13 protein-coding genes are annotated in these 17,775 nt (G+C 39.8%); all 13 read right to left on the bottom strand.

Annotated elements, in window-relative coordinates; all coding sequences use genetic code 11:
* Positions 1-5: 5 nt before the first annotated feature.
* Entirely contained in the window at positions 6-1,634 is a 1,629-nt protein-coding gene (locus HJG58_RS12950; RefSeq protein ID WP_170249182.1) for a PglL family O-oligosaccharyltransferase, read from the bottom strand.
* A 153-nt stretch (positions 1,635-1,787) separates the two neighbouring features.
* Complete coding sequence (locus HJG58_RS12955; protein WP_032036626.1) at positions 1,788-2,252, bottom strand: pilin; 465 nt, start codon at positions 2,250-2,252, stop codon at positions 1,788-1,790.
* Between the two features lie 349 nt (positions 2,253-2,601).
* Positions 2,602-3,162 (bottom strand): TPM domain-containing protein, encoded by a 561-nt coding sequence (locus HJG58_RS12960; RefSeq protein ID WP_170249184.1) that lies wholly within the window; start codon positions 3,160-3,162, stop codon positions 2,602-2,604.
* Positions 3,156-4,238, bottom strand: a complete 1,083-nt coding sequence (locus HJG58_RS12965; protein WP_170249186.1) for a TPM domain-containing protein — start codon at positions 4,236-4,238, stop codon at positions 3,156-3,158. The genes HJG58_RS12960 and HJG58_RS12965 overlap by 7 nt, the downstream gene beginning before the upstream one ends.
* Positions 4,239-4,262: 24 nt before the next feature.
* Positions 4,263-4,853: a LemA family protein gene (locus HJG58_RS12970; protein WP_002117090.1), complete on the bottom strand. Its 591-nt coding sequence runs from the start codon at positions 4,851-4,853 to the stop codon at positions 4,263-4,265.
* Positions 4,854-4,984: 131 nt separating this feature from the next.
* Positions 4,985-5,872: a metal-dependent hydrolase gene (locus HJG58_RS12975; RefSeq protein ID WP_170249188.1), complete on the bottom strand. Its 888-nt coding sequence runs from the start codon at positions 5,870-5,872 to the stop codon at positions 4,985-4,987.
* Between the two features lie 172 nt (positions 5,873-6,044).
* Complete coding sequence (locus HJG58_RS12980; RefSeq protein ID WP_002117101.1) at positions 6,045-7,466, bottom strand: glutamate synthase subunit beta; 1,422 nt, start codon at positions 7,464-7,466, stop codon at positions 6,045-6,047.
* A gap of 69 nt (positions 7,467-7,535) precedes the next feature.
* A complete protein-coding gene (gene gltB, locus HJG58_RS12985; RefSeq protein ID WP_170249190.1) occupies positions 7,536-12,011 on the bottom strand; it encodes a glutamate synthase large subunit in 4,476 nt (1,491 codons plus the stop codon).
* A gap of 461 nt (positions 12,012-12,472) precedes the next feature.
* Positions 12,473-13,354: a hypothetical protein gene (locus HJG58_RS12990; protein WP_170249192.1), complete on the bottom strand. Its 882-nt coding sequence runs from the start codon at positions 13,352-13,354 to the stop codon at positions 12,473-12,475.
* Between the two features lie 16 nt (positions 13,355-13,370).
* Positions 13,371-14,453 (bottom strand): 3-dehydroquinate synthase, encoded by a 1,083-nt coding sequence (gene aroB / locus HJG58_RS12995; RefSeq protein WP_216076569.1) that lies wholly within the window; start codon positions 14,451-14,453, stop codon positions 13,371-13,373.
* A 28-nt stretch (positions 14,454-14,481) separates the two neighbouring features.
* Positions 14,482-15,051: a shikimate kinase AroK gene (gene aroK / locus HJG58_RS13000; RefSeq protein ID WP_086264798.1), complete on the bottom strand. Its 570-nt coding sequence runs from the start codon at positions 15,049-15,051 to the stop codon at positions 14,482-14,484.
* 11 nt (positions 15,052-15,062) lie between these two features.
* The gene (pilQ, locus tag HJG58_RS13005; protein WP_170249196.1) at positions 15,063-17,177 is read right to left on the bottom strand and encodes a type IV pilus secretin PilQ; all 2,115 of its coding nucleotides are present in this window, start codon (positions 17,175-17,177) and stop codon (positions 15,063-15,065) included.
* 62 nt (positions 17,178-17,239) lie between these two features.
* On the bottom strand, positions 17,240-17,767 hold the full coding sequence (locus HJG58_RS13010; protein WP_086264796.1) for a pilus assembly protein PilP: 528 nt from the start codon (positions 17,765-17,767) through the stop codon (positions 17,240-17,242).
* Positions 17,768-17,775 lie beyond the last annotated feature (8 nt).

Genomic DNA, 17,775 nt, shown 5'->3' on the forward strand with positions numbered 1-17,775 from the left:
TTTTATTACTTTTCTTTTAATAACCCTGATAGCGTTATTTTTTGCTTATAGAGTCGCTGTAAAATAAATATTTGCTGCTGTGCCTGCTCCACTTTTCCATTATAAGCCAGTAATTTTGCGTATTTACGCAAGTTATATGGAGTAGGTTTATTCTTCACAAAATTTTCCCATTGATCCAAATTAGCTTCAGATAATAGTGTGTGGGGATTAAGTTCAATCCAACGTAAACGCTGCTCAAACTGCGTTAAAACAAAAATTTTACCGCTTCCCATAAATTCGGCATTTGGACGCTTATTATTAAAAAGCAAATTACTATTTAAAACATAGACATTATAATCACGTAAAATCGCAATAATAAGCAGTAAACTTACACCCCATGATAAGCGAAGAATATGTTTGTTGAGGATAATTCCTTTCAGAACAGGAGTCTGAGCTTGCACAATACCAAGCAGGAACCCGCAAGTAAGCAAGAAATAAGCATAACGTTGTGGAAACTCTAACATGGCATGAATAAGTACTGTACATACCATCATAATCGCTATGATCGAGATGGCATTTTTAGCTTGTTGATTTAACCAAATAAACCAGCAAGCAAAGTAGGTAATGATTACAGCACCCAGTGGAATACCATTCCAGATAATTAGATCAAGCAGTACATTATGAGCACTGGTAGTCCACTCTCCTGTTGGGAAAGCATGATAAACCGTCATTTGTGCCACACTGGTTTGATTCCAACCATAACCCAACCAAGGGTGCTGCTGTACGGCAAGCAACATTTGTGACCAGATATTAAAGCGCAAATACCCAGAGCTTGCTCTTTCAACCAAACTACTTGCCTGGGTTACATCAGTACTTGCCCATGCTTCAATTAAACTAGTAGCAAACGGCAATACTATGCCTGCCATTACAAAAAAACCAACACACCACAAAAAACCTTGAATAAATCCAAATCTTTTTTGTTTTCCAAATTGTTTAACTATCCAGTAGATGAATAAGAATGGAAAAACGATCCATGATGTTCGCGACTGACTCAATGCAATCGTAAACAAAATAATTAGTGCTAGAGGTAGGAGTAGCCAGACTGTTGCCTTATTTTTTTCATAGAGATATAAACACCCTAACAATCCAACAATTAGGAATGTTGCCATATTATTTGGCTGACCGAAATTACCGTAAGGGCGATTACCAATCAGATTGAGCATATAAATAAAATCGGTCTCTAAATTTAACCATTGGCAAATCGCAATAAAGCTTGTGCCGACAGAGACTGCTAATACTAAAATACTAAAACCAGAAAAAATTTGGTCGCGCTTTTGTTGATCTAAAGATAGGTTGTAACCAGCCACGACCATAAACCAAAAGCCTAGTAAATAAAATGCGCTCAGTAAAGCTGTACTTAAATCAAAAACTAAACCAAAGCCCCATTGTATCATTGGTATTAAAGCAAATGGCAACAATAAGAGCTGTGCTCTAGGAATTTTAATATCTTGCTGAACTAGAGTAGCCAATACACACAACCCAGCCCCAAAAGTACTCACTTCACTTGAGAACATCACCCAAGGACTATAATGAAATGGGGATAACCATGCAAAACCCAACAGAATTGCAGCGAGGAATAGGAGGAATACTTGCATAGTGACAGAGGTTAAGAGATAAAACTTAAAAGAATTATACCTATAATAAAATATTCTTAGAGTTATATTTTTAGGTAAAATTAAGTTAACAGATTTCCAATTTACATAAAAAAGCACCTCTTAAGAGGTGCTTTTTTATGTAAATTTTTAATATTAAATTATAGTACAACCCTTTGGTGCGATTGCTGAAGAAATATCTGTTGTTCCTTTAGTAATAGAACACGCCCAGCCACCCACATTTGCATTTACTCCAGAAGCTGCAGCTACATCTGCACTACGTGTTAAAGTTAAAACACCACCTGTAATTGTAGCGGAACCTTGTAAAGTACATGTAATTGTACCAGTAGTTCCATTTGCAGTTACATTAACAGCTGAACAATTATTAGTGGTACTTTTTAAACCAATTGCTGCTGGACTATTATTCACACTGCTAGCCGTACCTTCAGATAAAGCTAGTTCAAATTGAGTTTTTCCTGGGCTGATTTCCGCTAATGCTGCTGTAATTTGAGAACGAGCAGTATATTTTTGATATTGCGGAATCGCAATTGCAGCTAAAATACCAATAATGGCAACTACGATCATGAGTTCAATTAATGTAAAACCTTTTTGTGCATTCATAGCCTTTTCCCCAAAGATTGTATGTATGTTTTTATATAAGCTTTTTCAGCTATCAACTATATTGCAGCATCCATGCCAACTCTTATTTTATTTAAAAAACAAATACTTAAATTAAATTCAACTATTCTTAAATATCAAATGAGCGTAAGTAATTGACAAAAAATGTCATATAACTTTTTATAAAAACACCTCACACATTAAAAAAAATAAATTACACAATTCAAAGTTTATATTTATTTATGTGAACAAAATCTCTTTAAAAAATAAACAAGTAGGTGACATTTTTTGTCAGTCACCTTTGAAAACAAAATTATAAGAATTAGCTAATATAGGAATGTTAAAAAGCGAGTTAATTAAGAATAATCGGAGCATTCCCCAATTCATTGGATTGATGAGGCGTGTTTTCGTCATAAAACTTTGACAGTACCTCTCCAATTTGTTGTACGCCAATCACTACAGCTTGTTGATATTCTTTTTGTTTAAGCTTCTGTACCATTGCTTCACAAATCTGTTGCCAGACTTGCTCGTTAGTCGCATTTCGAATGCCACGATCAAATATGATTTCTACTGTTCGTTCACATAAATTTAGGTATAACAATACGCCACTATTTAATGCAGTATCCCAAACGCCTAGTTCTGCAAATAACTGCTGTGCTCTTAAACGAGTATTCTGTCTATAAGCTTGTGACACTGGAATATGGCCTTCAATTACAACCTGTATTTCTCCAACATGCCCATGTTCTGCTTGCTGTACAGCATCTGCAATAGCTTGCTTATCTTGTTTTGAAAAATAACGACTACTAGCAGGTAAATAGCATAGATGTTTAAACCAACGTTTTATGCTTGGCTCTACAGATTCCTCAATTTTTGGTTGAGTAATAATTTGTGTTGTTTCTGATGTTGTTACCATGAGCCTGAAGCACCTCCACCGCCAAAACGGCCTCCGCCGCCACCATAGCCTCCGCCACCTCCGCCGAAGCCTCCTCCGCGTCCGCCACCGCCAGAACCACTTAAAATAGCCTGTAAAATAAGTTGGGCAATTGATGTAATGAGTAAAAAGAAAATACCAAAACCAAGTAGTAAGCTAGTGACCAACCCTGCCCCATTTACGAATCCTGCTACCGCAGCAGCCACACCTGCTGTAGATGCACTAAGCGGACGACCAACAATAAATGATCCCACAACCCCAGCAACAAGAATAAATAAAGCCATTGTAAGCGTTTTTTGTTTGGCTTGTTGTTCTTCGGCAGCTTGATGTTGGCGTTCTTTTAAATCTTGGGCAGCTTGCTGAGCTACTTCTGGGTCAAGATTTAAAATTCTTCCAATTTCATCCAGACCTGCATTTAAACCTTGCGCATATTGGGCTTGTTTAAAATAAGGCGTAATTTGGTTTCGAATAATCCGACTTGCCACAATATCCGGCAACACACCTTCTAAACCATAGCCAGTTAGTATTTGTATACGGCGGTCATTTACAGCGACTGCAATGAGTAATCCATTGTCACGTTTAGATGATCCTAATTGCCACTTTTCACCAACACGTAATGCATAATCAAAGATATCTTCTTGGCCAGTGGTAGGAACAATAACGACACCAATCTGCGCTTTGCCTTGTTGGTACAAACTTAGAATTTTTTGATCAAGTTGTTGCTTCTCAGCCTCGCTTAAGATATTGGCTTGATCAATAACAGGCTGGTTTAAAGTTGGCAAACCACGAATTGATTCGCCATCAGCCATATCATTCGCAACTTGGACTTGAGGAGCAGGGCTTGAAGCAGCTTGCCCTTCTAGTTTAGTTGCAGTAGCTTGAGTTTGTTGCTTTTGAATAATTTTGCCAGCAACTATTGCGTCTGCCTCATCGGTAGCAGTTGCAATATTACTTTCACTCCATGCCGTATTCTGAAAAAGAACACCACAACAGAGCAAAATTAAGGTCGAAATAAAGACCTTAATTTGCTTTGATTGCAGCAATAGAGTATTTCTCATACGGCACTCCTTTGATTTATAAAATTAATCAAAAGAAACTTTTGGAGCCTGTTGTGCGGATGCTTCTGCAGAGAAATTGGCTTTTGGATGCATACCAATTACTTTTGCTGTTACTGCCTGTGGGAACTGACGCACATATGAGTTATAGTCTTGTACTGTTGTAATGTAACGATTACGTGCAACAGCAATACGGTTTTCCGTACCTTCAAGCTGAACTTGTAATTCTTGGAATTGAGTATTGGCTTTCAAATCTGGGTAATTTTCCGAAACAGCAATGAGTCGAGATAACGCCCCTGTTAATTGACTTTGAGCCTGTTGATATTTTTCAAGTAAAGCCGGATCTTCTAAAACTTCCTTATCAACTTTTAAACCTGCAACATTAGAACGTGCCTGAGTTACTTCGGTTAATACTTGCTCTTCGTGCTTAGCATAGCCTTTAACAACGTTTACAAGGTTTGGTACCAAATCTGATCGACGTTGATATTGGTTCTGTACTTCAGACCACGCTGCTGTTACAGCCTCATCTTTTACTTGTAGAGTGTTATAGCCACATCCCGAAAACAGTAAGGTACTGGCAAGTGTTGTTGCGATTGCAAATTGTTTCAACGTTTTCATCGTCACATTATCCTCAAGTTTTTCTTTATATTTTTAACCTCTTTACCTGATTGTATGATGAATTAGGCATTATTGTGTTGCTTTTATTTTATTGATTTAAAAAAAACCGGATTTTTAAATCCGGTTATCTATTAGCTCAATCGCTGATCTTTTTCTTGTTCAAAACTTGCCATTTGATATTCTTCTGCTAAAGAGCTTTTCCAATAATTAACCATCCTGCCATAATCTTTTTGACTCGGATGAAAGTCTTTTTTGTAATATGCGAAGTATTCAGGCATTAACTGAATCAGCATCTTCATCAGCAAATATAATCCAAATAAATTACCCCCGATTTTAGGTAAGCTATTCCATTTATCTTGCCAAAATAAACGAGTTGTCCCATAAAAAGCGAGACTCGCAAATCCTGTAGTGACGCTGCGCATGAGTAAACGACGGATACGATCATCACCATATACATGTTGATAAACATCAAATGCAACCGAACGGTGTTCAATTTCTTCAATCGCATGCCATACCCAAAGTTTTAGCGCATCTTCATCTAGGGTTTTTAATAACTCTGGATGTTGTAAGATATATCCCCCAAGTAAAGCAGTGAAATGTTCAAATGCACAGGTCAACGCCAATTGCAGCTTAGGTGGAATTGTTCTTAAATATTTATCGCGCTCATTTAGCCAATTTTGAAAACTGTCCAGATTATAATCATCACGTCGCCAAGCTTCATTAAACTCGCCATGTGCTTTGGAATGCATGGCCTCTTGTCCAATAAACGCCGCAATTTGTGCTTGTAGCTGAGGATCTGAGACTTTATCACGCACATTACGTACACTATTTACAAAAAATTGCTCACCCACCGGAAACGTTGATGAGAGTGCAGTTAAAAAATGCGACATGAGGGGTGAATTTGCAAAATAGTGCCGCTTGATCGCCTTTGGATTAAATTCAAGACGACGCACTGTAATACCCAACGCTTTTCGACGATTTAAATATGATTTTTCTGCCGTCATACCTGCGATGTTCATATTCAACACCTACTGTATTGAAGAAGGAAGTTTCGAGTATGTCGCGAGCTTTAAACGCTAAAAAGGGCAAAAAAGCTTATTATATTTGCCAAAAACATCAAAGTGACTAATGGTAGACAATAAAAAGCCCACTTGAAGTAGGCTTTTTTGAGTGTTTTAACAAATGTCTTTATTAAACACCAAGATAATCCAAAATGCCTTCAGCAGCTTGACGGCCTTCCCAGATCGCAGTAACGACAAGATCTGAGCCACGCACCATATCACCACCAGCAAAGATTTTCGGGTTTGATGTTTGGAATTTGAATTCTTGCTTTTCAGCTGCGACAACACGGCCTGAACCATCAAGATTGATATTCACATTACCAAACCAGTCTGCTGGGCTTGGGCGAAAACCGAAAGCAAGTAAAACTGCATCAGCTGGTAATACTTCTTCAGAACCCGGAATTGGCTCAGGGCTACGACGGCCACGACTATCTGGTTCACCCATTTGTGTCGTTACCACTTTTACGCCTGTCACTTTGCCATTTTCACCAACAATTTCGACTGGTTGACGATTGAATAGGAATTTAACACCCTCTTCGTAGGCATTTTTTACTTCTCGTGCAGAGCCTGGCATGTTGCTTTCATCACGGCGGTATGCACAAGTTACATCGTGAGCACCTTGGCGTAAAGAAGTACGGTTACAGTCCATAGCGGTATCACCACCACCTAGAACAATCACCTTTTTACCATCTAAGCTGATGTATTCACTTGGATCTTTCTCCCAACCTTGGCAACGGTTCACGTTAGAGATTAAGAAATCAAGTGCATCATAAACACCATCAAGATCTTCACCTGGGAAACCACCTTTCATGTAGGTATAAGTACCCATACCCATGAATACCGCATCATATTCTGCAAGTAATTCATCAATCGTGATGTCTTTACCAATTTCAGTATTTAAACGGAATTCGATGCCCATACCTGTGAAGATTTCACGGCGGCGTTTCATTACATCCTTTTCCATTTTAAATTCTGGAATACCGAATGTAAGTAAGCCACCAATTTCAGGACGCTTATCAAATACAACTGGTTTAACACCACCGCGAGCTAGAATATCCGCACAGCCTAAACCTGCTGGACCGGCACCAATAATTGCAACTTTTTTGTCAGTCCATTTTACACCTGACATATCTGGACGCCAGCCTAACGCAAAGGCTGTGTCATTGATATATTTTTCAGCATTACCAATGGTTACTGCACCAAAACCATCATTTAAGGTACAAGCACCTTCACACAAACGGTCTTGTGGGCATACGCGACCACATACCTCAGGTAATGTGTTGGTTTGATGACAAAGCTCAGCAGCTTGGAAAATTTGGCCTTCAGCGATCAGTTTTAACCAGTTTGGAATGTAGTTATGTACAGGACATTTCCACTCACAATACGGGTTACCACAGCCTAAACAACGGTGAGTCTGATTAGTGACAGTTTCCGATGTAAAAGGTTTATAAATTTCCACAAATTCTGCTTTGCGGACAGTAATATCTTTTTTCTCTGGATCTTGGCGTGGTACATCCAGAAATTGAAAGTCATTATTTAGGCGTTCTGCCATGTCTCTCTCCGTGGGTAGGCGCGGATTTCCTTGTTGCCCGCACCTGCCTATGTCTTTGCAGTCGTGGAATTATTGTGGGTCAGCTTGTGTTGTTTTCAAAAGCGTTTGCAAATTAGCAGCTTTTGGTTTCACAAGCCAGAATTTACGGCTGTAGAAATCGAACTCATTGCGGATTTTATAAGCCCAAGCACTACCAGTTTCTTTGATATGCTCATCGATAATACGCAACAAGAACTCTTTATGATCTTCCATAGATTCTGTTGAAATACGATTTAAATCAATCAATTCGTGGTTGTAGTAATCTACGAAGTCATTATCGAGGTCAAGTACATAAGCAAAACCACCAGTCATGCCCGCACCAAAGTTATGGCCTACTTTACCAAGTACAGTCACAACACCACCTGTCATATATTCACAACAGTGATCACCGGCACCTTCGATTACAGCAAACGCACCAGAGTTACGAACTGCAAAACGCTCACCCGCTGTACCTGCTGCAAAAAGCTTACCGCCAGTTGCACCATACAAACAGGTATTACCAATAATTGCTGTGTTTTGTGTTTGGAAAGGTGAACCTTGTGGTGGGAAAATCGAAATACGACCACCCGCCATACCTTTACCTACGTAGTCGTTTGCATCACCTTCAAGACGGATGTGTAAACCACCAGCATTCCAAACACCAAGAGACTGACCAGCTGTACCAGTTAAGTTCATTACAACTGGATGTGCTTCCATACCCAAGTTGCCATAGCGACGAGCAATTTCACCCGAAACACGAGCACCGATTGAGCGGTCACAGTTCACGACGTTGAAGTTGAACTGACCACCAGCGCTTGACTCAATTGCAGGAAGCATTTCAGCGACCATTCTCTCAGCCAATACACCTTTATCAAATGGTGCATTACCTTCCACTTGACAGTATTGTGCTTTACCTTCAGCAGAAGGATGAGAAGTTAATAGAGCACTTAAATCAAGGTGAGCATGTTTTTCAGTTTCACCCGGTAATACTTCAAGCAAATCAACACGACCAATCAAGTCTTTCAATGAAGAAACACCTAATGCAGCCAACCATTCACGAGTTTCTTCCGCGATAAAGTGGAAGAAGTTGATGAGCATTTCTGGCTCGCCAATGTAGTGTTCTTGACGCAAATGATCTTGTTGAGTTGCAACACCGGTTGCACAGTTATTTAAGTGACAAATACGGAGGTATTTACAACCTAAAGCGATCATTGGTGTTGAACCAAAGCCGAAACTTTCAGCACCTAAAATTGCTGCCTTGATCACATCAAGACCAGTTTTTAAACCACCATCAGTTTGTACACGTACTTTTCCACGCAAGTCATTTACACGAAGTGCTTGGTGCGCCTCACTCAAACCCAATTCCCACGGAGAACCCGCGTGGTGAATTGAAGAAAGTGGAGATGCAGCCGTACCGCCGTCATAACCTGAAATGGTAATGAAGTCTGCATAAGCTTTTGCAACACCTGCAGCAATTGTTCCCACACCCGGCTCAGATACCAATTTCACCGATACCATGGCTTTCGGGTTAACTTGTTTCAAGTCAAAAATTAACTGAGACAAATCTTCAATTGAGTAAATGTCGTGATGTGGAGGAGGTGAAATTAGCGTTACACCCGGTACTGAGTAACGTAAACGTGCGATTAAACCATTTACTTTACCACCTGGTAACTGACCACCCTCACCCGGTTTTGCACCCTGAGCAACTTTAATTTGCAAGACTTCAGCAGAAGTTAGGTATGCAGGAGTTACACCAAAACGACCAGATGCGATCTGTTTGATTTTCGAGTTACGAATTGTTCCGTAACGAACAGGATCTTCACCGCCTTCACCAGAGTTAGAACGACCACCGATCGTGTTCATCGCGATTGCGATTGCTTCATGTGCTTCTGGAGACAGAGCACCTAAAGACATCCCTGCCGAGTCAAAGCGAGGCAAGATATCTTCAACTGATTCAACTTGTTCAACTGGAATTGAGTTCGTTGTTTTTAACTTAAATAAGTCACGAATAGTCGCCACTGGACGATTATTCACCAACTCAGCATATTCTTTAAAGTCTTCGTACTTACCAGAGCGAACGGCTTTGTGTAATGCGTTAATCACATCTGGGTTAAATGCATGGTACTCTTTATCAAATACGAATTTGAGCAAACCACCCTGATCAATTGGCTTACGATTTGACCAAGCTGTCGCTGCTAATTTTTTCTGGTCTTTTTCAAGATCAGCAAATGTTGCGCCCTGAATACGACTTGGAACACCTAAGAAACACTGATCTACCACTTCTGATGATAAACCTACTGCTTCAAATAACTGACCGCCACGATAAGAAGCAACTGTAGAGATACCCATTTTTGAAAGAACTTTTAGCAAGCCTTTCTCAATACCTTTACGGAAGTTTGCTTGCGCATGAATTGGGTCACCTAAAAGCTCACCTTTAGCGATCAAGTCATTGATCACATCATATGCAAGATATGGGTAAACAGCCGTTGCACCGAAACCAAGTAATACTGCAAATTGATGCGGATCACGTGCAAAACCAGTTTCAACCATGATGTTTGCATCAGTACGCAAGCCAGTTTTGATGAGGTAATGATGTACCGCACCTGTTGCAAGTGCTGCGTTTGCAGGTAATAAACCTTGGCGGATATTTTTATCAGTTAAAACAATTAAAGTTTTACCATCACGAACCGCTTGCGCCGCTTCTTCACAGATACGCGTGATCGCAGCTTGCAAGCCTTCTTCTTCGGCATAGTTTAAATTGATATCAACTGCTTCATAACCCTGACGCTCAATGCTACGGATTTGCTGCATTTTTGAATTTGACAATACAGGGCTAGAGATGATGATACGGTCAGCATGCTCAGGGCCTTGCTCAAAGACATTTTGTTCACGACCTAAACAAGTTTCAAGCGACATTACAATTGACTCACGTAGCGGGTCAATTGGCGGGTTTGTCACTTGAGCAAACTGTTGACGGAAATAATCAGTCACATGGCGTACTTGACGAGACAATACAGCCATTGGCGTATCATCACCCATAGAACCAACAGCTTCTTGTCCGCTTTCAGCAATTGGACGTAACAACTGGTCGCGCTCTTCAAATGTCACCATAAACATTTTTTGAGCCGCTTTTAAAGCATCGCCAGTTAAACCTTTATCGACTAATTGCTCTTCAAGTTCTGGGTTTGCATTTAAACGAATCGCATGATCACGTAACCACTCACGGTACGGACGCATGTTTTTCAAATGTGTACTAACATCTTTAGTATCAAGTACTTTGCCTGTTAAGGTATCAACTACCAAAATTTGGCCAGGGCCTACACGACCTTTAGAAACTACATCTTCAGGCTCATAACCCCAAACACCGATTTCAGATGCCAAGGTAATGTAATCATTTTTGGTAATTACCCAACGCGCAGGACGCAAACCATTACGATCAAGCATACAGATCGCATGACGGCCATCTTGAATAACAAGACCAGCTGGGCCATCCCAAGCTTCCATATGTTTAGAGTTGAACTCATAGAATGCGCGTAAGTCTGCATCTAAAGTTTCTACGTTTTGCCAAGCTGGTGGTACGAGCATACGTAAGGCACGGAATAAATCCATACCACCACCGACTAAGATCTCAAGCATGTTATCTAAGCTTGAAGAATCCGAACCTGTACGGTTAACGATTGGGTTAAGCTCAGTAAGACCTGGTAATAATGGGTTTTCAAATTTAGGAGTACGCGCCAACGCCCAGTTACGGTTTGCTGTAATTGTGTTGATTTCACCATTATGCGCAAGGTAACGGAACGGCTGAGCCAACGGCCAACGCGGCAACGTATTAGTAGAGAAGCGTTGGTGGAATACCACGATATGTGATTTTAAACGCTCATCTGCTAAGTCTGTATAGAACTCAGCAATTGCAGCCGGCATCATCAAGCCTTTATAGCTGATTACTGTCGAACAAAGCGTAGTCACATAGAATGAAGAATCATTTTGTAATTGTTGTTCTGCACGACGACGTGCCAAGAATAATTTACGGTTAAATTCGACTTCAGTCACGCCCATTGGACAGTTCACAATGACCTGTTCAAAAGCTGGTAAAGATTGAAGCGCAATTTCACCTAGTGCATCGTTATTTGTAGGGACAACACGCCAAGCCAGTACACGTAAGCCATCTGACTCGATTTCTTTCGTTAAAATATTTTTAGAATGTTGCGCTAATGCCGGATCAGTATTTAAAAATACAGTACCCACAGCAAAAATTTCACTCAGTGTAATATCACTCAGTTTTTTTGCTTCATCACGGAAAAATTGCTTTGGCATCGCCAATAATAAGCCGCAACCATCTCCCGTCTTGCCATCTGCGGCAATACCACCACGGTGCGTCATGCAACTTAAACTGTGAATCGCGGTTTCAACTAGATGATGACTTGATTCACCCTTCATATGGGCGATCAGTCCAAAACCACAGTTATCCTTAAACTCATCAGGTTGATATAAACCTTGAGCGGGAGCTACAGTATTAGGCGATGGCATGTGCATAGCGTACCCTTCTTTCAATAAGGCTCTTTCGAGCGTCAAACAAACAACTTCTTTTTGCGATAGTGCCTACGGACGACAGTTAGCTCAATGTTTCACAAAAAAAATTTTGGGGCTGATAAGCCAATATACGCTGTTCCATTTTTACGTACACTGGTTTTTGCTAGAAAAATGTTTTGACTTATTTCGCACTCTTTTAAAGCAGTTCGACCCCTCGACTCTGCATAGAATTTACTCTTTAGAGCGCTAAAATAGTTTACAGCACATTAATAAGCACAAGAATAAAGCAAAAACCATGCCAATGTTATTTTTTGCATCTAAGTATTTATAATTGTTGAAGATAGATAGGTTTTATTCGCGTTATCATTTTAATAAATGACCAAACATGCACCACAGGTGATCAAAAAATATATATAACCATTATTATTGCACCATATTTGTGCAACATATCCTTATAATTAATTGCCTCGCGTGCCCTCATTTGTTGCATTTTTTACTGTAGGCTCTGTTGTACGATTCTGTTGAGCCTTTTTAGGCACATCAACTGCCGAATTAGACTGATGTACATCCACAACATTTCCCTCAGCATCTCGACGAATAATTGTTGTTCGAGTTGTAGAGTTTGTTGCGGGAGCAGCCACCTTAGGTTGTGTATTCGCAGCTCCACTTACGCCAGTCCCTATGAGTAAAGACTCATCAATTTTAGGCAAGGCAGCTGGACGTAAACGCACTTCATAAGTTTGACTCATTCCACCTTTCATTTCATCCGCACCTAAATCATTGACTAATGGTGCATAAGTTGAAAATTGTTGTGGTTGTGGTTTGATTGACGCAGGTAAATCAAGATTCAGTTGAGTTAATTGCTGAATTGCATCTTCAGAACGTTTAAATACGCCATACGTCAAAACATATTGTTCAGATTGCTTATCTCCACTTAAGCGGAAGTAGATAAATTTATTTCGCTCTGGACGATTTTTTAAAAAGTTTTTAATAATATCTTCATCAGACGCACGAAAAAGCTCAAGCGTCCATTGTTTCTTGTTTTCATTAATAAACTTTGTACCACGGAACTCTGCCTCATGCTGACCAGACGCAACCGTACGGGTTGTTAAATCAAGAGGCCTCACTTCATCAGCTAGTGCCCCTAAATTTGCAGTTGTTGCTACCTTCTCTGGCTGGATTTGTACTGGGGCATCTGAATCAGCTGCTTTTTCAACTTCGACAAGCTTTTTACTATCAGTCATTACCCAGAAAATAAAAGCCAGAAACAAGCAGACAATACCACCCACCAACCAGATATATTGTTGAACATTCTGCCAAAGTGTACGTGATACAGTCATGTGTTACCTTAATTTATTATCCGTGTTGATTCGCCAAAATAGCTTGTTTCATGAGTTCAACATCAAAGTCCTTAGTAATTACTGCTTGACCAAGTTGTTTTAACAACACCAAACGTAATTGACCATTGAGAACTTTTTTATCATGTGCCATATATCTAAGGAATTCATCCAATGGAATTTTTGGACATGATATCGGCAAATTAGCGCGTTGAATAATTTTTTTTGTACGCTCTACATCATCGCTTGAAATCCAACCTAAACGTTGTGATAAATCAGCTGCCATCACCATGCCTGTCGCTACTGCTTCACCGTGCAACCAAGTACCATAGCCAAGATAAGATTCAATGGCATGACCGAAAGTATGACCCAAGTTGAGTAAAGCTCGTTCGCCTTGCTCTTTTTCATCGTTAGCAACAATACGCGCTTTATGAGCACATGAACGATAAACAGCTTCTGCTAAAAGTTCAGCATCTCGCCCAATTAAACCATCCATATTCTGCTCTAACCAAACAAGAAAATCAGCGTCACCTAACAAAGCATATTTAATGACTTCTGATAATCCGGCAGATAACTCTCGATCTGGTAAAGTATCAAGTTGAGCCATATCCGCCAAAACAACTTGAGGTTGCTGAAATGCGCCCAACATGTTCTTACCAAGAGGATGATTAATCCCCGTTTTACCACCCACACTTGAGTCTACTTGTGAAAGAAGTGTAGTCGGAACCTGAACAAAATAAACACCACGTTGGAAACATGCTGATGCAAAACCAGCCATATCCCCAATAACACCACCACCCAAAGCTAAAACCGTACAATCACGATTAAAACCAGCTTCAAGTAAAGCATCAAAAATTAAATTTAGATGTTGAATATCTTTATATTTCTCACCATCTGGCAAAATACAAGTCGCTACAGTTTTACCCAAACTTTTTAAAGCTTCTTGATAATGAGATAAATATAAAGGAGCGACCGTTTCGTTACTCACGATCATGACCTGTTGACCATGAATATAAGGCTCAAGCAACTGCTTAGGATCAAGTTGACTGCCAATAAAAATAGGATAACGGCGTTCGCCTAATTCAACATGTAAAGTTTGCATGAGTTTATAAAACCACAAGTAAGTTTGGCTATTTTAGCGGGTTGGACAAAATAAGTTGCAAAATCTTTTGAGCAAGATCACGAGCAGCACCCTGATTGGTTTCAATCGTGTAATGCGCAACTTCACGATATAAAGGATCACGTATTTTTAACAAATCACGTAATTTTTGTTCAGGGTTTTCAACTTGTAATAGAGGTCTATTTTTATCGCGGTAAGTTCGTTGTAATTGTAGTTCTACAGGAGTGTAAAGATAAACAACAATACCACGTTGCTTTAGAAATTCGCGGTTGGGTGCTTGAGTAATTGCACCTCCGCCTGTCGCCAACACTAAGGCTTTACGTGAAGTCAACTCATTTAACACTACAGTTTCACGAGTACGAAAACCTAACTCCCCTTCTTTCTCAAAGATCCAAGGAATAGTGGCGCCTGTTTTGCGTTCAATTTCATGATCACTATCTAAAAAATCACGCCCTAATATTTCGGCTAAATGACGTCCAACGGTTGTTTTTCCTGCCCCCATGGGCCCTACCAAATAAATATTTGGCAGGGTTTCAAACGCTTTGCTTGGCAAGGCGCCACCTATTTCAATTGCTTTCATTGAAAAATATATTAATGATTTCTCACCAAAGTGTCATTAACAATTCGTGGCGTAACGAAAATCAATAACTCTTGCTTATCATCAGATTTCACATCTTTTCTAAATAAACGTCCAACTACAGGCAGATCTCCAAAGAAAGGAACTTTGGTTTGTGAGTTAGTTGTAGTCTGCTCAAATACTCCACCTAAAATGACTGTTTCTCCATTATTCACCAGTACATTAGTATTGATATTATTTTTATTTAGAATCAACTCGCCATTTGGTGCCTCACCTGCCACGGAATCCTTAGAAATATCCAATTTCATTTGGATTTTACCATCTGGCGTAATACTTGGAGTAACATCTAGACTTAATAGTGCATCTTTGAATGATGTACTTGCTGTCGCTCCTGCAGCAGAATTAGTCGTGGTTTGATAAGGAACCTGCTGACCTGTCGCTACTCTCGCAGTTTGTTTATCTGTAGTCATGACTTTTGGTGTTGAGATAACTTCACCATAACCATCCGCCTGCAATGCCGATAACTCTAAATCCAACATAAAATCAGACATACTGATCAAACTAAAAGCTATACTACTAGCTCCAGCCGATGTAACACCCAAATCAACGTTTAAATTATCTGGCCGCTCAATCGTGTATTTCCCGTCGTCATCCGGCTCTCTTAAATTCCAAAGCGTTGTATCACTACCACCTACCAGTAAACTGTTATTACTGTTTACCCCTTGAGATAATATTCCCCATTTCACGCCAAGCTCTTTAGTAAAAGAAGTAGATGCTCTTACAATGCGCGCCTCAACCATAACCTGTTTAACTTGCACATCCAGCAAATCAATCATTTTACGAACTTTATCAATGTTCTGGGCTGTATCATTTACAATCAAAGTATTAGTACGCGTATCAGCAACAGCACTGCCTCGTGAGCTCAATAAACTTTCTAAAGCAAGAGAGTCTGAATTTGCGGTACGGTTTGCGACAGCTGTCTTACCATCACGAGTATCTTCAATTAGCTTAAGCACATCTGCTGCTTTTGCATAATTTAAGCGAATATAATCTGTTTGAATTGGTGCTAATTTAATACTTTGTGCTAACGCTTTTGCCTCATCATCTTCTGCTTTGATTAGCTCCGCAACTGGCGCAATCCAAATTACATTCCCATTTCTGCGTTTATCTAGATTTTTGGTTTTTAAAATAATATCAAGTGCCTGATCCCAAGGTACATCTTTTAGACGCAAAGTGATATTACCTTGTACACTATCAGCCGCAACCATATTAATGCCGGTAAAATCAGCCAGTAACTGCAGGACCCTACGAACTTCAATATCTTGAAAATCAAGAGAGAGCTTATTACCTGAATAATTAGCTTGCTTAGATGAAGCACTTACATTTTTATCCTGAGGACGCTTTAGGCTAATAGTTAATTTATTTTCTGCCTGATAAGCCATATATTCATAGCTACCAGTAGATTGAATGATAATAACACCATTGCCTTTATCATTATAAGATTCAATGGTCGAAACAGGAGTTGCAAAATCATTTACATTTAAGCGCTTAGCTAAATGCGTGGGAATTTTAGAACCTAATGTTTTTACTACAACTTTGCTACCTTGTTGTTGCACATCAACAGGAGTATTACTTCCCAACAGGTCTATAACGATGAGGCCTTCCCCTTGACTACCACGTTGGAAACCAATATTTGAAACACCTTGGGATTGCATCGTACTTGTTGATACAGGTTTAACTATGGCTTCTGTAGAATTAATCTTTAAAATAAAAGTGTTACCTTCAATACGAGTTGTAAAAGCACCAGCCTCTTTCAAATTTACTGTTAAGCGTGAACGCTGATCATCAGAGCTTACATCGACCGAACTCGCCTCATTTGTACCAATCGCTACTTTTGACTGTGTTAGATTCTGCTGCGCTTTATTAAAATCCAAAATCAAACGTGAAGGATTCTCAAGCTGATATGCCTGTGGTTGCGGCGGCAAACCATTAAACATAACCCGAATTTCTGTACCCTGTCCCGCTATTTGTGTCGGTACAATATTAGTCATGCTGACCTGTGCAGATGCAACCTGCATAACTGCAATTGCTACAGCCCCCATCGAAAACTGACGGAATACGTGATTCATTGTCTAACCATCCCCAATAAATAATCTTTAAAAATAATTTTTTCTTTGTTATTCCCTAAATTCTAGGGTGCAGGTCCAATTAACACTAAGGTTCTTGGTCTCTCCACATAACCTTCTCGCCCATCAGGAACAATTTCTACCAGATCAATCTGAGTCGGCCCAATATGGGTAATACGACCTTGATTCATTCCAATATAGTTCCCTACCTGCACTCGCTCAATTTGGTGATCAGGCGTTTGGATCAGAGCCATGACTTGTCCACGACTATTACGCATGCTTCCTTTCATATTTAAAGATTCTAATGCATAACTTTCGAGCGGTTGAGGTGCACGTGAGAAATTCGGATATACTCGTTTCCCTGCCATAATTTTTAGCTCAGCAGCAAGTGAGCTTGGTAAAAATGGGCTCTTTAACTGATGGGCTGCATAATTAAACTGTGGCACAGGAGTAAAAACAGGTGCTGGTTCTATGGCTTGTGGTGGTTGATTACGTATATCGGCCATTTGTTGATTTACAGCGTCGATTCTCGACTCACATCCAGCTAAAGCCAAGCATGCCAAAATAGAAAGAGAAAATTTTTTAAGTTTCATCGTAATTC

Source organism: Acinetobacter geminorum, assembly GCF_013009345.1.
Taxonomy (GTDB): domain Bacteria; phylum Pseudomonadota; class Gammaproteobacteria; order Pseudomonadales; family Moraxellaceae; genus Acinetobacter; species Acinetobacter geminorum.